General features: G+C 64.4%; 13 protein-coding genes. 6 read left to right on the forward strand and 7 right to left on the reverse strand.

The window, feature by feature from the left end:
• Nucleotides 1-46: 46 nt before the first annotated feature.
• The 4 genes from PDMSB3_RS17100 to PDMSB3_RS17115 all read right to left on the reverse strand — a co-directional run bounded on the left by PDMSB3_RS17100 (nucleotide 47) and on the right by PDMSB3_RS17115 (nucleotide 4,062).
• A complete protein-coding gene (locus PDMSB3_RS17100) occupies nucleotides 47-394 on the reverse strand; it encodes a hypothetical protein (protein WP_007180482.1) in 348 nt (115 codons plus the stop codon).
• A gap of 13 nt (nucleotides 395-407) precedes the next feature.
• A complete protein-coding gene (locus PDMSB3_RS17105) occupies nucleotides 408-2,498 on the reverse strand; it encodes a LamG-like jellyroll fold domain-containing protein (RefSeq protein WP_165187021.1) in 2,091 nt (696 codons plus the stop codon).
• Between the two features lie 98 nt (nucleotides 2,499-2,596).
• On the reverse strand, nucleotides 2,597-3,496 hold the full coding sequence (locus PDMSB3_RS17110; protein ID WP_007180480.1) for a LysR substrate-binding domain-containing protein: 900 nt from the start codon (nucleotides 3,494-3,496) through the stop codon (nucleotides 2,597-2,599).
• 122 nt (nucleotides 3,497-3,618) lie between these two features.
• On the reverse strand, nucleotides 3,619-4,062 hold the full coding sequence (locus PDMSB3_RS17115) for a MarR family winged helix-turn-helix transcriptional regulator (protein ID WP_007180479.1): 444 nt from the start codon (nucleotides 4,060-4,062) through the stop codon (nucleotides 3,619-3,621).
• 136 nt (nucleotides 4,063-4,198) lie between these two features.
• On the opposite strand from PDMSB3_RS17115, the gene PDMSB3_RS17120 reads away from it, so the two are divergent.
• Nucleotides 4,199-5,737: a DHA2 family efflux MFS transporter permease subunit gene (locus tag PDMSB3_RS17120; RefSeq protein WP_007180478.1), complete on the forward strand. Its 1,539-nt coding sequence runs from the start codon at nucleotides 4,199-4,201 to the stop codon at nucleotides 5,735-5,737.
• 34 nt (nucleotides 5,738-5,771) lie between these two features.
• Here PDMSB3_RS17120 and PDMSB3_RS17125 read toward each other — a convergent pair whose 3' ends face one another.
• A complete protein-coding gene (locus PDMSB3_RS17125) occupies nucleotides 5,772-6,449 on the reverse strand; it encodes a FadR/GntR family transcriptional regulator (protein ID WP_007180477.1) in 678 nt (225 codons plus the stop codon).
• A gap of 235 nt (nucleotides 6,450-6,684) precedes the next feature.
• Here PDMSB3_RS17125 and dgoD point away from each other — a divergent pair, with 235 nt between their 5' ends.
• The 3 genes from dgoD (at nucleotide 6,685) to PDMSB3_RS17140 (ending at nucleotide 8,696) form a co-directional block, all read left to right on the forward strand.
• Nucleotides 6,685-7,833: a galactonate dehydratase gene (gene dgoD / locus PDMSB3_RS17130; protein ID WP_007180476.1), complete on the forward strand. Its 1,149-nt coding sequence runs from the start codon at nucleotides 6,685-6,687 to the stop codon at nucleotides 7,831-7,833.
• Nucleotides 7,834-8,149: 316 nt separating this feature from the next.
• Nucleotides 8,150-8,452: a hypothetical protein gene (locus PDMSB3_RS17135; RefSeq protein WP_035517892.1), complete on the forward strand. Its 303-nt coding sequence runs from the start codon at nucleotides 8,150-8,152 to the stop codon at nucleotides 8,450-8,452.
• 13 nt (nucleotides 8,453-8,465) lie between these two features.
• Nucleotides 8,466-8,696 (forward strand): YodC family protein, encoded by a 231-nt coding sequence (locus PDMSB3_RS17140; protein WP_007180474.1) that lies wholly within the window; start codon nucleotides 8,466-8,468, stop codon nucleotides 8,694-8,696.
• Between the two features lie 197 nt (nucleotides 8,697-8,893).
• On the opposite strand, the gene PDMSB3_RS17145 is transcribed toward PDMSB3_RS17140, so the two are convergent.
• Together PDMSB3_RS17145 and copC are read right to left on the reverse strand one after the other, a co-directional pair.
• Nucleotides 8,894-9,823, reverse strand: coding sequence for a CopD family protein (locus tag PDMSB3_RS17145; RefSeq protein ID WP_165187023.1), 930 nt, complete (start codon nucleotides 9,821-9,823; stop codon nucleotides 8,894-8,896).
• Entirely contained in the window at nucleotides 9,820-10,197 is a 378-nt protein-coding gene (gene copC / locus PDMSB3_RS17150; RefSeq protein ID WP_035517890.1) for a copper homeostasis periplasmic binding protein CopC, read from the reverse strand. The genes PDMSB3_RS17145 and copC overlap by 4 nt, the downstream gene beginning before the upstream one ends.
• A gap of 368 nt (nucleotides 10,198-10,565) precedes the next feature.
• On the opposite strand from copC, the gene PDMSB3_RS17155 reads away from it, so the two are divergent.
• Together PDMSB3_RS17155 and PDMSB3_RS17160 are read left to right on the forward strand one after the other, a co-directional pair.
• Nucleotides 10,566-11,297: a c-type cytochrome gene (locus PDMSB3_RS17155; RefSeq protein ID WP_011489774.1), complete on the forward strand. Its 732-nt coding sequence runs from the start codon at nucleotides 10,566-10,568 to the stop codon at nucleotides 11,295-11,297.
• A 21-nt stretch (nucleotides 11,298-11,318) separates the two neighbouring features.
• Nucleotides 11,319-12,617: a c-type cytochrome gene (locus PDMSB3_RS17160; RefSeq protein WP_007180470.1), complete on the forward strand. Its 1,299-nt coding sequence runs from the start codon at nucleotides 11,319-11,321 to the stop codon at nucleotides 12,615-12,617.
• Nucleotides 12,618-12,683: the final 66 nt, after the last annotated feature.

Genomic DNA, 12,683 nt, shown 5'->3' on the forward strand with positions numbered 1-12,683 from the left:
GACGGCCGGAAGGTCGACATAACAGGCGCACGCGGCAGGGGTCGCGTCAGGGCGCGCAGACAAGCTGCGTGTTCTGCAACGGTTGCACGGCACTCGCCCCCGACGCGGCGCACGCGCCGGAAGCGGGTGCCGCGACGATCGCCACCGCTGCGCTCGCGCCGCCCGCGCCGGCCGGCGCGCTGTTGGCTGCCGGGGCAGCGCCGTTCGCGGCGCTGGTGCCGTTGCCGCCGCTTGAGCCGCTTGAGCCGCCATCGCAGCCGGCCAGCGTGACGCACACCGCGCACAAGGCCGCCGCTGCAAGCAGCCCGCGCTTCGCCGCCTCGCCGCAGCGCGCGAGAGCCTCACCTATCTCATGCGCCTCGCGCACCTTCGAACAGGAAGTGGTCGGGTTCATTGCGGAACTCCGTTTAGTGGATCAGGGTGGAGAGCGGTTGCCCGGAACCGTAGACCGACTGCAACTCGGCTTCAGTGACGATACGGGTCCAAAGCGCGAGATCGCTGAATGCCTGTACGTCCGGCGGCGTGGCCGCGCACTCGCCAACGGTGTACGGTGGGCTGTCGTTACAGGCATTCATGTAGTAGCGGCCCGTGCCGTCCTCGTTGAGCCCGAACACGCCGAGACCCGGCAGCTTGGCGATGTTCACGCTCAACGTCTGGCCCAGCACCTTCTGCTCGCCTAGCACCGGGTCGAAGATGTACGCGTTGATCGTCTTCGCGGCGGTGTCGATGCTCAGCGCGAGATACGTCCATTTGTTCGCACTGACGTTCAGGCTGTTGATGTCGTTGCGCGTACTGCCGTCGCCGACATTGAAGCGGATGTTGCAGCTCGTGCCCGAGCCGGGGAACAGACCGATCGCGATGCCCGCATTGCCGCCCGAGTAGTAGTTCTTGTTCGAGAACACCGGCGTGCCATTGCCCGTGAGATTTGCGCACGACGTATAGAACCAGAAGCCGATCGTGAACTGCGCATGCGTCGTCACGTCGTCGATCTGCGCGAGCTTGTAGCCGTCGAAACCATTGCTGTCGACCGTGTGCGTGTCGATCTGCAGGCCCTTGCCGCCGAACGGGTCGGCGACGAGTGTGCCGGCGTCGGCGTCCGCGGCCCACGGAGCCATCGTGCTGGCATTCAGACGGTCCGCCGGCGGCAGTGCGCCGAACGGGTAGTAGCTGCTCAACCCCGTGGTCAGCGTGGTGGCCAACGGCGGCGGCGGGGGCGGCGGAGGCGGAGGTTGCACGTACACGACCTGGGTGATGGTCGAGAGCGGCGCGCTGCCGGCCACCACGGTGTAGTTGAACGGGTACACGCCGGTGGTCGTCAGACCGAGCTGGTTGTCGGTGTAGGTTGCCGTGCCGGCAGGCAGGCTCGCAATCACGCTACCGTTGCGCAGCACGCTGATCGCGCCGCTGGCCGGCGCCGTCCACTTCAGCACGAGGCTGGCGTTGTCGCTGCCGGTCGTGCCGAGCAGTTGCGAGACCGGCGTGGCGCCGAGCAGTTGGCCGCCGTCGAGCGCATAGGACGCAGCGTCCGGCAGTGCGCCCTGATAGGCGAGCAGCGTCGGCGTGACGTCTGCGATGCTGGCGCGCGTGTAAAGCGCGGCCATCGTCGCCGGCGCGGCGGTGTTGCCGAGGCGCGCGTTCGGCGTCTGGTTCAGCGCGATAAAGCTGGTCGACTCCGGCGGCAGCGGCAATCCGTCGGTGCCGCCGGCCGCGTTCAGCCCGTGACCGGCGGTCACCATGACGAGCCAGCTCTCGTTGCTGCGTTTGGCGGTTTCGCCGATCAACGTGCCGACCGCGGCATCCAGTTGCACCAGCGTGTTCGCATAGTTCGTCGATGCGAGGCCGGTGTTGAGCGCGGCGTCCTGCGCCGAATGGTATTGCGCGACCACGAACGAATAGCCGTTGCCGATCATGCCGGCGCCGGTCTGTGTCACACAGGTATCGACCGATGCGCAGTTCACCAGCGTGTTCAGGTAGCCGGCATTCTGATCCGGGCTCAACAGGGCCGCGAGGCTTTCCGAATCGACGACCGCGCCCGTCGAACCGGCGCCCGCGCTCTTGAGCCTCTGGAACACGGTACTGCTGTGCAGAGCCTGATTGGGCGCGTCGGAATTGATCTGGTGACGGTCCGCCCATGTGCCGGTGAGCACCGAGGCCCAGCCTGGCGTGTCGAGGTTCGGCTGCTGCGACAGCGTGCCGTTGACGCCGCCGCTATAGGCGGGCGCCACGGTCAGTTTGGCGAGGTTCGGCAGCTTGCCACCGGCGATGCCCGCACTCAGCGCGCTATACGTCACGCCGTCCAGTTCGATCAGCAGCATTTTTCTGGCGGGCGGCGCCGTGCCTGCCGCCGGTGTGCTGGCGGGCGTGCCGCCCGCACCGTTGTTGACGTTACCGCTGCCCGACTGCGAAGCGCCGCCGCAGCCGCTCAGCGCTGCCGTTGCGCCGAGAGCGCCGAGCAACGCCAGGCCGCATGCGAATTGCGCGACGGTGTGCCGTGTCATGTTGGTCCTCTCTTCGATGCCGATGTGCGCCGGACCATCCGGCGAGTCGGTGCAACGATAGGGACCGCGGACGACGCGGGTATGTCGTTCTGCGCAAGCTAGCCGATAACCGCATCAGCTTTTTTTGTGGGCTGCCGGGTACAGGCGTCGACGTTGGCCATGAACGAGGTAATCAGACGCGAACCGGCTCGCGCTTGCAGGTAGTACAGATACTCCTGCAGGATCGGCGCATCGGCTTCGAGAGGAACTTGTCGCAGATCGGGATGCGCAGGCGCCTCGCCGAGTGGCATCAGCGTGCAGCCCATGTTGTGGCGGATCGCTTCGTAGATTGCTTCACGGCTGCCGATCTCGATCAGCACGGCCGGCTGCACGCCGATTCGCTTGAGCGCCATCTCCGTCGCCTCGCGAGTGCGCGACCCGGGTTCGCGCAACAACAGCGTATGCGCGGCGATATCGGCGAGCCTGACCGTTTTCTGCGCGGCGAGCGGATGCCTGCAATGCGCGACGACGACAAGCGGGTCGTCGGCAATCGTGCGGCGTGCGAAACGCGGGTCGTCAACGCGCTGCGACGACACAGCCAGATCGACGCGGAAGTCGAGCAGCGCATCGAGAATCTGCTGCGAATTGCCGATCTCGACGCAAATCTTGACGGCGGGATAGAGGCGATGAAACGCCGCGATGGCCGGCAGAATGTAATAAGGCCCGGTCGCGCCGACCCGCAGATTGCCGGCCGCCAGCTCACGCTCGTTGCGCAGCGTGAAGTCGATGTCGCTCTCGATCTGCTGCATCCGGTCGATCAGCGGCATTAACGCGGCGCCCGCGTCGGTCAGATCGAAGCGGCTGCCGCGCCGGTGGAACAGCTCGACGCCGTACTGCTTTTCGAGTTGCTGGATACGCGCCGTGATTGTCGGTTGACTGACTTCGAGACGCTTCGCGGCGGCGGTCACGCTGCCCTGTCGGACAGTTTCATAAAAAGCGACCAGTAGCGGAGCGAGCATGGAAGAGTCGAAAGAAAACTTTCAATCTATTGCCGCGACGTGGCAATTTCGTTACGAACGGCTTTTATTTCCGTAAGCTGGTCCACCGGCCGGTGCGCTCCGCCGCGCGCGATATTCATACATCAGCGATCCACCAGCCGGCTCAGATTGCCCCGCACCCGCTGCAACAGCGCAATCAACTGCTTCGCCTCTTCGTCGGTGAAGCCGTTCAACGCTTCGAGCGCGACCTCGTCACCCACCTTGCGGGCCTTGCCGAGCGTGCGCTCGGCCTTAGGCGTCATGTGCACCTGGCGTTCGCGGCGGTCCTGCGGATTGGCGGTCCGCTCGATCCAGCCGCCCTCTTCCATCCGGTCGAGCAGACGGCCCGCCGAAATCGGCGCGACTTCGAGCAGATCCGCGAGCCGCGCCTGATTGGTGTCGCCATAATGCGCGAGATAGGCCAGCACGCGGCACTGCGCGCGCGTCAAATCGACTGAAGACTTCGCGAGATCGTCGAAACGCTTACCGGTCAGCCGGCCGACGTCGGAAATCAGGAAGCCGAAGCGCTCATCGAGTTGGGTTTTCATGCGCGAATTATACGAAAGGCCTTCGTTCTTCAGCGCTGAAACTGGCGAATTCAGGCTCCGCATAATTCCCGATGGCGCGCACGCACGCAACCGATATACTAAGCATGCTTACTATATCGACGACCTCCGCTCATTCATGTCTTCCGACACCCCGGCGGCCAACACCGCCGCGCCGCTCAACCGGCCGATGATCACCATCTCGATCATGCTGGCGACGTTGATCCAGACGCTCGACAGCACGATCGCCAACGTGGCGCTGCCGCATATGCAGGGCACGCTGTCCGCGTCGCAGGACGAGATCACGTGGGTGCTGACCTCGTATATCGTCGCCGCCGCGATCGCCACGCCGCTCACCGGCTGGCTCTCGGACCGGCTGAGCGTCAAGCGCCTGCTGATCGTCGCGATCGGCGGCTTCACGGCGTCGTCGGCGCTGTGCGGGTTGTCTGAGACGCTTACGCAGATCGTCGCGTCGCGTTTGCTGCAAGGCGTTTTCGGCGCGTCGCTGGTGCCGCTGTCGCAGTCCATCCTGCTCGACATCAACCCACGCGAAAAGCAGGGCCAGGCTATGGCGGTGTGGGGCATGGGCGTGATGGTCGGACCGATTCTCGGCCCGACGCTCGGCGGCTGGCTCACTGACAGCTACAACTGGCGTTGGGTGTTTTTTATCAACGTGCCGATCGGCGCGTTCGCGCTGTTCGGCGTGGCGACCTTTCTGCCCTCGCGCGAACCGAAGCACGACGTGAAGTTCGACGCGTTCGGCTTCGCCACGCTCGGTCTCGCCATCGGCGCATTGCAGGCCATGCTCGATCGCGGCGAGCAACTCGACTGGTTCGGCTCGAACGAGATCGTCATCGAGGCACTGACCGCCGCGATCAGCTTCGCGTTCTTTCTCGTGCACACGGCAACGGTCGGCAAGAAGTCGTTCTTCAAATACGAACTGTTGAAAGACCCGAACTTCGCCACCGGCACGTTCTTCATCTTCGTGATCGGCGCGGTGATGTATGCGACGCGCGCATTGCTGCCGCCCATGCTGCAAAACCTGATGAACTATCCAGTCGCGACCACCGGCCTCGTCACGGCGCCGAGCGGCGCGGGCACGATGGTCGCCATGCTGTTCGCGGGGCGCCTGCTGAAACGGATCGACGCGCGGATCCTGCTGCTCACCGGCTTCCTGATCTCGGCGTTCGCGCTGTGGCAGATGATGCATTACACGATCGTGCTGTCGGCGTCGGACATCGTCTGGCCTGGGGTGGTTCAGGGCTTCGGGCTCGGTCTGGTGTTCGTGCCGCTTAGCGCGCTGACCTTCTCGACGCTCACGCCCGAACTGCGCGCGGACGGCACCGCGACGTACAGCCTGATGCGCAATATCGGCAGCAGTATCGGCATTTCGATCGTGCAAACGCTGATGACGCGCAACACGCAGGTCTCGCACGCGGACCTCGCGGCGAATATCACGGCCTTCAATCCCGCGGTCCAGCCCATGCTCAATACCGGCTCGAACTACGACATGGCCGCGCTGAATGCGTCGATCACCCAGCAGGCGTCGATGATCGCCTATCTGAACGACTTCAAGCTGATGTTCATGGCGACGCTGCTGGTCATTCCGCTGCTTCTGCTGATCCGCCCCACGCACAAGGCGCCGGACGCGTCGGTGGCGCACGCCGCGATGGATTGAAGCGCGGCGGCGTAGTCAGCCGCGAGGCTGACGCCTAAGCCTCGATGCGCGCGCGTGTCACACCTAAAAGTCCCGCCATCGCTGCGCGCGCCGCAGAGGCGTCGCGATCGCGAATGGCTTCGAATACCGCCGTATGCTCGGCCAGCGACGCATTGAACACGTCCGCGCGTTTCGCGTTCAGGCGCAGTTGCGCTTCGAGCGTCCGCTCGATCAGCGTGCCGAGTGGAATCAGCAATTCATTGCTGCACGCAATCAGCACGCTCAAATGAAACCGCAGATCGGCGCGCACCCATTCGTCGACATTGCGCGCCGCGATCATGGCCGCATGAGCTGCGTCGAGTGCGCGGAAAGTGTCGTCCGTGTGCGAGGCCGCCGCCAGACCCGCGGCGTACGGCTCGATCATCTCGCGCATTTCCTGCAGCTTGAGTGCGAACGCCATCGGCTCGGCGACCCGCGAGTACCAGTCAAGCACATCGACATCGAGCAGATTCCACGCACGCTTCGGCCGCACCCGCGTGCCCACGCGCGGACGCGATTCGATCAATCCTTTCGACGTGAGCGTGCGCAACGCTTCGCGCAACACCGTGCGGCTCACGCCGAAGGTCTCCATCAACTCCGCTTCGCGCGGCAGGATCGACTCGGGCGCATAGTCGCCGCGCAGAATCGCGGTCGCCAGCAGATGGGCGACACGCCCATGCAGATCATGCTGAATAGCTTTCTCCTAGCTGCCTTGCGGCGCTATTGATATCGGAACCGAGCCCGGCAGGGGCGCGATTATCCGGCACCTCGACCGTGACACCCACTGCTTCGACAAAGCCATGTCGAGGAGATGACGTCGCCACTATGTGGCCAATAGTACTATTAATAGTACTTAAAAGCGCTTTTGTTGTAGCATGTGAATCCTCGAAATATTTCGCAGGCGCCCAAGCCGCAAGGAGACGCACACCATGAAAATCACCAGGCTCGAAACTTTCATCGTCCCGCCGCGCTGGTGCTTCCTGAAGATCGAAACCGACGAAGGCATTGTCGGCTGGGGCGAGCCGGTGGTCGAAGGCCGCGCGCATACGGTGGCGGCCGCGGTGGAAGAACTGTCCGATTATCTGATCGGCAAAGATCCGCTTCTGATCGAAGACCATTGGCAGGTGATGTACCGCGCGGGCTTCTATCGCGGCGGCCCGATTACGATGAGCGCGATCGCCGGCGTCGACCAGGCGCTGTGGGACATCAAGGGCAAGCATCATGGCGTGCCGGTTCATGCGCTGCTCGGCGGCCAGGTGCGCGACAGGATCAAGGTGTATTCGTGGATCGGCGGCGACCGTCCGAGCGACGTGGCCAACAACGCGCGCGCCGTGGTCGAACGCGGCTTCAAGGCCGTGAAGATGAACGGCTCGGAAGAACTGCAGATCATCGACACCTTCGACAAGGTGCAAGGCGTCATCAACAACGTAGCGGCGGTGCGCGAGGCGGTCGGACCGAACATCGGCATCGGCGTGGACTTCCACGGCCGCGTGCATAAGCCGATGGCCAAGGTGCTGGCGAAAGAACTCGACCCGTACAAGCTGCTCTTCATCGAAGAGCCGGTGCTGTCGGAAAACGCCGAAGCGCTGCGCGACATTGTCAACCAGACCAATACGCCGATCGCGCTGGGCGAGCGGCTGTATTCGCGGTGGGACTTCAAGCATATTCTGTCGGGCGGCTACGTCGACATCATCCAGCCGGACGCGTCGCACGCGGGCGGCATTACCGAATGCCGCAAGATCGCGTCGATGGCCGAAGCCTACGACGTCGCACTCGCGCTGCATTGCCCGCTCGGCCCGATCGCTCTGGCGACCTGCCTGCAGATCGACGCGGTGAGCTACAACGCATTCATCCAGGAACAGAGTCTCGGCATCCACTACAACCAGGGCAACGATCTGCTCGACTACATCAGGAACCCGGAGGTCTTCAAGTACGAAGACGGCTTCGTGTCGATTCCGCAGGGCCCGGGGCTCGGCGTCGAGGTCAACGAGGAGAAAGTGCGGGAGATGGCGAAGGTCGGCCACCGCTGGCGCAATCCGGTGTGGCGCCATGAAGACGGCAGCGTCGCCGAATGGTAATCAGGTGAAAGAACGCCGCCCGTGGGCGGCGTTTCCGATTGGCGCGGACGTTCGTGTTTTGACGTCGGCGTTTTCAAGCGTTCTCGTGAGACGCGCCGAGCGCGTTACGGTGACGTGACGCGCCTGGCGTCGCAGTTACGTAACATCCCGGACCGAAGGGCCCGAAACAGGCGCTTCCCAGCCCTTCCCCGCCCTGCAAACCTCCCCATAAAGCCTTATCCATCAAGGCTCTCGCACCGTTTGTTCGGCATCGGACATACGCATGGCCCACTCCTTGCTCAAATGCATTCAAACGACAAATGCATCGGGGTACATCATGGGCGAATTCCTTCCTGACTATCTGTTGCGCGAACAGGCCGCCGTCGGCGCGCTGGTGGTGTTCGGCGTGCTGCGCATCATCGGCGCGGCGCTGGCATTCGAGCGCGGCTGGCGCATCTCGACCGTCGAGAAATGCTTCATCGGCGCCGCGGTGGTCTACTGCCTGCCGCAACTGTTTGATCTGCTGACACATACGTACGGGATGCGCGCCGCCGGCGCCGAACTCGAAGGCAAAGCCGCGGGCTGCGCCATCGCGCTCTTTTGCGCGCCGATCCTCGGACATCGGCTCGGCTTCGAATAAGCGGAGGGCCATCATGCGGCTGCCCAGGCGTCTCACGAAGCGCACGAAACCCGCGTATCGCTCGGGCGACGTCCTGAAGCTCAAGTCAGGCGGCCGCCCGATGACCGTGACCTGGAGCGGGCCCGTGCTGTTCGCGCCGGGCAACTGGCTGATCTGCCAGTGGTTCAGCGACGCCGGCGAGTTGCAGCAGGAGATGTTTCCGGAGGAGACACTGGAGCGGGCAAGCCACATGGTCGCCGCCTGAAGAGCAGTAACGGATTGCCGGCGACCGCGAGGCGATTCCGTGGATTGCGCCGCACGTGTTTGCCGTGCGGCGCTTTTTGCGGCTTGCAGGACGCGTGCGAGTCTTCGCAGCACCGAGCCACGGCGGACGCGCCTGCGGCCCAGGCGGCATGGCGGCCTTCATGCCACGTGAGCCGCCCACCCTCTCGCGCCACGGCCTCAACCGAGCGCAGCAAACGCCGGCACGCTATGCGACAGCGCGGCCGCCACGACGAATGCGCCGATCATTGCCAGCGCTTCCAGATACAACACGTTGACGAACGTATGGGCGTCCATTGTCGAAGCCGTCCGGCGCAGGCGCGGCAGCGCCGAAAAGCGGTTGAGTCCGCCGAGCACGAGCGCGAGTGCGACAAGCGCGAGCTTGAGCATCAGCACATGGCCCCACGCGCTCAGCTCGATCGCCTCGAACGAGCCGCCCGAACCCCGCACCGCGTTGAAGATGCCGGAGAGCAGCACCAGCGCAACGGCCACCACCGAAACGTTCGACACCTGAGTCGCCGTGCGGATCAACATGCCGCGCGCGGTCGAAGTACCGAGCGCCGGCAGAACCGCAAGCCCCGCCGCCATCGCCAGCCCGCCCCACACGCTGGTGACGAGCACGTGCAGCGTTTGCATGGCGATTGCGGCCGAGGCGGGCCCGGCATCGGCCGCATGCCCTAGTGACGCCTTGCCCGCGGCGACCGCGATCACGGCCAGCCACAGCAGCGCATTGCGCAGCATGCCGGTATGACTGGCCATCGCCGTGCCGAGCAGCATCAGCGCGCCGGCAAACGCGAGGCTCCAGCCATAGCCGACATGGGTTTGCGTGAGCACGGTCGGCACCACGCCGATCGCGGCCGGCAATGCGACACCGCCCATCGACGCCGCCTGATACAACAGCCAGCCGAGATCCGCGAGCACCAGCACGACCGTGGCCGTCAACATCGAGCGTTGCGCGCGCAACCACGCGGGACGCGCGGGTGAGATCTTCTGCTGGGCGTCCTTCGCGAGCCACGCGCCGAGCAACGCGGAACCAACGGCAAACGCAAACGCGACATTCATGAGCGCGGCCATTGCGACCTGCCCGATCGAGAGTCCGTCGATGCTCATTTGACGATGAACGCAAAGTCGCCTTGGGTACGGTGGCCGTCCGTGGCTACCGCCGTCCAGTGCACCGCATAGCGCCCGGCGCCCAACTGCGGCAGCGGCAGATGCATGGCCCTGGCGTCGCTCGCGTCGACCTGCGACGCAGCCGGCGCGGCCGCGTTACCGCTCGCGTCGGCAAGCGCGATCTTGCTGAAAGCCGGTTCGAGCGGCTCAGTGAAATGGATCGTCACTTCGGTAGGCGCGACGACTTCGGCGTTTGCCGCGGGCTGGCTCGAGATCAGATGTGCATGGGCGAACGCCGTGGACGTCACGACTAGCGCCGCGGCGCCGAGCATCGACGCTCGCAGCGCCGGACGGGAAAATTTCGGTAGCTTCATGTGAGGCCGATAGGGGATGATCAGGAAAACAGTGGACGTTGGACCCGGGGCATTCCCGGCCGGGTGGAGGCCAGCGGGCCTGGAAGTGTACGCTTCGATGGCTGGTACGGGCATCGGTTCCACCTGCTTTGTGGATAGATCGTCTGCATTCGGCGCTTGCCCCTTGATTGCGCAGGCAAATTCAGATGATCGACAGGTAGCCCGAAGCAGCGCTGCGCGTCAAACTGTCGCATAGCTGTGACAGCCGGAACCTTCTCTAATGAGGCAAATAGTCACCATCACCCTTCGATGATAGAATGCTGCGTCGCCGCAGCGCCGGCTGCCCTTCACACCGAGCCGCTCGAAGTTCGGTCAGGTCCCCGATTTTGATGGAGTTACGCGTGTCTTCAAGACGCATTTTCCGCCCGTTGCTTGCCCTTCTGCTGATCGGCTCCGCGGGTGTCTATAGCGCTGCGAAAGCGCAGACTCAACCGAAGGCCCCCGACACGATGGAAGCGCGCGTGCAAGGCTGCACGGCCTGCCACGGCACTCACGGCCAAGGTACCGACAACGACTACTTTCCGCGCCTCGCGGGCAAGCCGGCCGACTATCTGTACAACCAGTTGCAGAACTTCCGCGAAGGGCGCCGCAAGTACCCGCCCATGAACTACCTCGTCACGTATCTCTCAGACGACTACCTTCATCAGATCGCCACGTACTTCTCGCAGCAGCGTCCGCCGTATCCGCCGCCGGCCAAGCCGACGGTGTCGGCGAGCACGCTCGCGCGCGGCCAGCAGATCGTGCTGAACGGCGACGCCTCGAAGCAGATTCCGGCTTGCGCGGCTTGCCACGGCAAGGGTTTGACCGGCATGGAACCGGCTATTCCGGGTCTGGTCGGTCTGCACTCCGACTACATCAGCGCGCAGCTCGGCGCATGGCGCTCGGGCTCGCGTCACGCCATTGCGCCTGATTGCATGCACACCATCGCCACGCGCCTGACTGATGAAGACGTGAACGCCGTTGCTGCATGGCTTTCCACGCAACAGGCTCCACAAAACCCCGTGCCGGCTCCGGCCCGCTCGATGAAGACTCCGCTTGCCTGCGGCAGCGAACCGCAATAAGGCACCGGGAGAGACACTCAAATGAAACGCAAGTCTTTGTTCGCCCTCTCGGCAGTCGTCGTCGTTGCGGCTGCCGCACTCGTTCCCGTCCTGTGGTCGGGCGGCGACAACCTGCATAACGGCACGGCCATGGCGGCAACGCCCGCCGACCAGGCCGCGCTGATCAAGAAAGGCGAGTACCTCGCCCGCGCCGGCGACTGTATCGCCTGTCACACGGTGCGCGGCGGCAAGCAGTTCGCCGGCGGCCTGCCCATGGCTACGCCGTTCGGCACCATGTTCACGCCGAACATCACGCCTGACGACCAGTACGGTATCGGCAAGTGGACGCAGGACGACTTCTACCGCGCCATGCACACCGGCCGTTCGAAAGACGGCAGCCTGCTGTATCCGGGCTTCCCGTTCACCAGCTACACGAAGGTCACGCGCGCCGACTCGGACGCGATCTACGCGTATCTGCGTTCGGTCACGCCGGTCAACGTGCCGAGCCGTCCGCACGAACTGAAATTCCCGTTCAACCAGCGCAACATGCTGATCGGCTGGCGTACGCTGTTCTTCCGTGAAGGCGAGTACAAGCCGGATCCGACCAAGTCGGTCGAGTGGAACCGTGGCGCTTACCTGATCGAAGGCCTCGGCCATTGCGGCATGTGCCACACGTCGATCAACGCGATGGGCGGCCCGGTCAGCTCGGCCGCGTTTGCCGGCGGCCTGATCCCGCTGCAGAACTGGTACGCGCCGTCGCTCACGTCGAACAAGGAAGCCGGCCTGGGCGACTGGGAAACCAAAGACATCGCCGATCTGCTGAAGACCGGTGTGTCGAACCGCGGCGCCGTGTTCGGTCCGATGGCTGAAGTGGTTCACAACAGCCTGCAATACATGTCGGACGAGGACATCAACGCGATGGCCACGTACCTGAAGACGATTCCGCAGAAGAGCGAAGCACCGGAACCGTTGCAGCTCGAAACGTCGGAAAAGTTCGGCGGCGAACTGTTGAAGCAAGGTCAGAAGATCTACGCTGACAACTGCGCGAAGTGCCACGCGGAAAACGGCCTCGGCATGCCGCCGGCCTTCCCGCCGCTCGCGAACAACCAGTCGATCCAGATGCCGTCGGCGGTCAACCCGATCCGTATGGTGCTGAACGGCGGTTACCCGCCGAGCACGGACGCCAACCCGCATCCGTACGGCATGCCGCCGTTCGCGCAAGCGCTGTCGAATCAGGAAGTGGCAGCCGTTGTGACGTACATCCGTATGTCGTGGGGCAACCACGGTACGGCCGTGTCGCCGCAGCAAGTGTCCGATTTGCGTTCGGCGCCGCTCGACTAAGCAGCGTTCGTTGCACCCGGGGCGCGGCCTGCGGAATTCGCGGCCGCGCCCTTCGTTTTTTCAGGA

The organism is Paraburkholderia dioscoreae (assembly GCF_902459535.1).
GTDB lineage: Bacteria > Pseudomonadota > Gammaproteobacteria > Burkholderiales > Burkholderiaceae > Paraburkholderia > Paraburkholderia dioscoreae.

What these genes read in the sequence shown, in the direction of transcription:
- PDMSB3_RS17100 (WP_007180482.1), bottom strand. Translation starts at nt 394, where the DNA reads ATGAACCCGACCACTTCCTGTTCGAAGGTGCGCGAGGCGCATGAGATA.
- PDMSB3_RS17105 (WP_165187021.1), bottom strand. Translation starts at nt 2,498, where the DNA reads ATGACACGGCACACCGTCGCGCAATTCGCATGCGGCCTGGCGTTGCTC.
- PDMSB3_RS17110 (WP_007180480.1), bottom strand. Translation starts at nt 3,496, where the DNA reads ATGCTCGCTCCGCTACTGGTCGCTTTTTATGAAACTGTCCGACAGGGC.
- PDMSB3_RS17115 (WP_007180479.1), bottom strand. Translation starts at nt 4,062, where the DNA reads ATGAAAACCCAACTCGATGAGCGCTTCGGCTTCCTGATTTCCGACGTC.
- PDMSB3_RS17120 (WP_007180478.1), top strand. Translation starts at nt 4,199, where the DNA reads ATGTCTTCCGACACCCCGGCGGCCAACACCGCCGCGCCGCTCAACCGG.
- dgoD (WP_007180476.1), top strand. Translation starts at nt 6,685, where the DNA reads ATGAAAATCACCAGGCTCGAAACTTTCATCGTCCCGCCGCGCTGGTGC.
- PDMSB3_RS17135 (WP_035517892.1), top strand. Translation starts at nt 8,150, where the DNA reads ATGGGCGAATTCCTTCCTGACTATCTGTTGCGCGAACAGGCCGCCGTC.
- PDMSB3_RS17140 (WP_007180474.1), top strand. Translation starts at nt 8,466, where the DNA reads ATGCGGCTGCCCAGGCGTCTCACGAAGCGCACGAAACCCGCGTATCGC.
- PDMSB3_RS17145 (WP_165187023.1), bottom strand. Translation starts at nt 9,823, where the DNA reads ATGAGCATCGACGGACTCTCGATCGGGCAGGTCGCAATGGCCGCGCTC.
- copC (WP_035517890.1), bottom strand. Translation starts at nt 10,197, where the DNA reads ATGAAGCTACCGAAATTTTCCCGTCCGGCGCTGCGAGCGTCGATGCTC.
- PDMSB3_RS17155 (WP_011489774.1), top strand. Translation starts at nt 10,566, where the DNA reads ATGGAGTTACGCGTGTCTTCAAGACGCATTTTCCGCCCGTTGCTTGCC.
- PDMSB3_RS17160 (WP_007180470.1), top strand. Translation starts at nt 11,319, where the DNA reads ATGAAACGCAAGTCTTTGTTCGCCCTCTCGGCAGTCGTCGTCGTTGCG.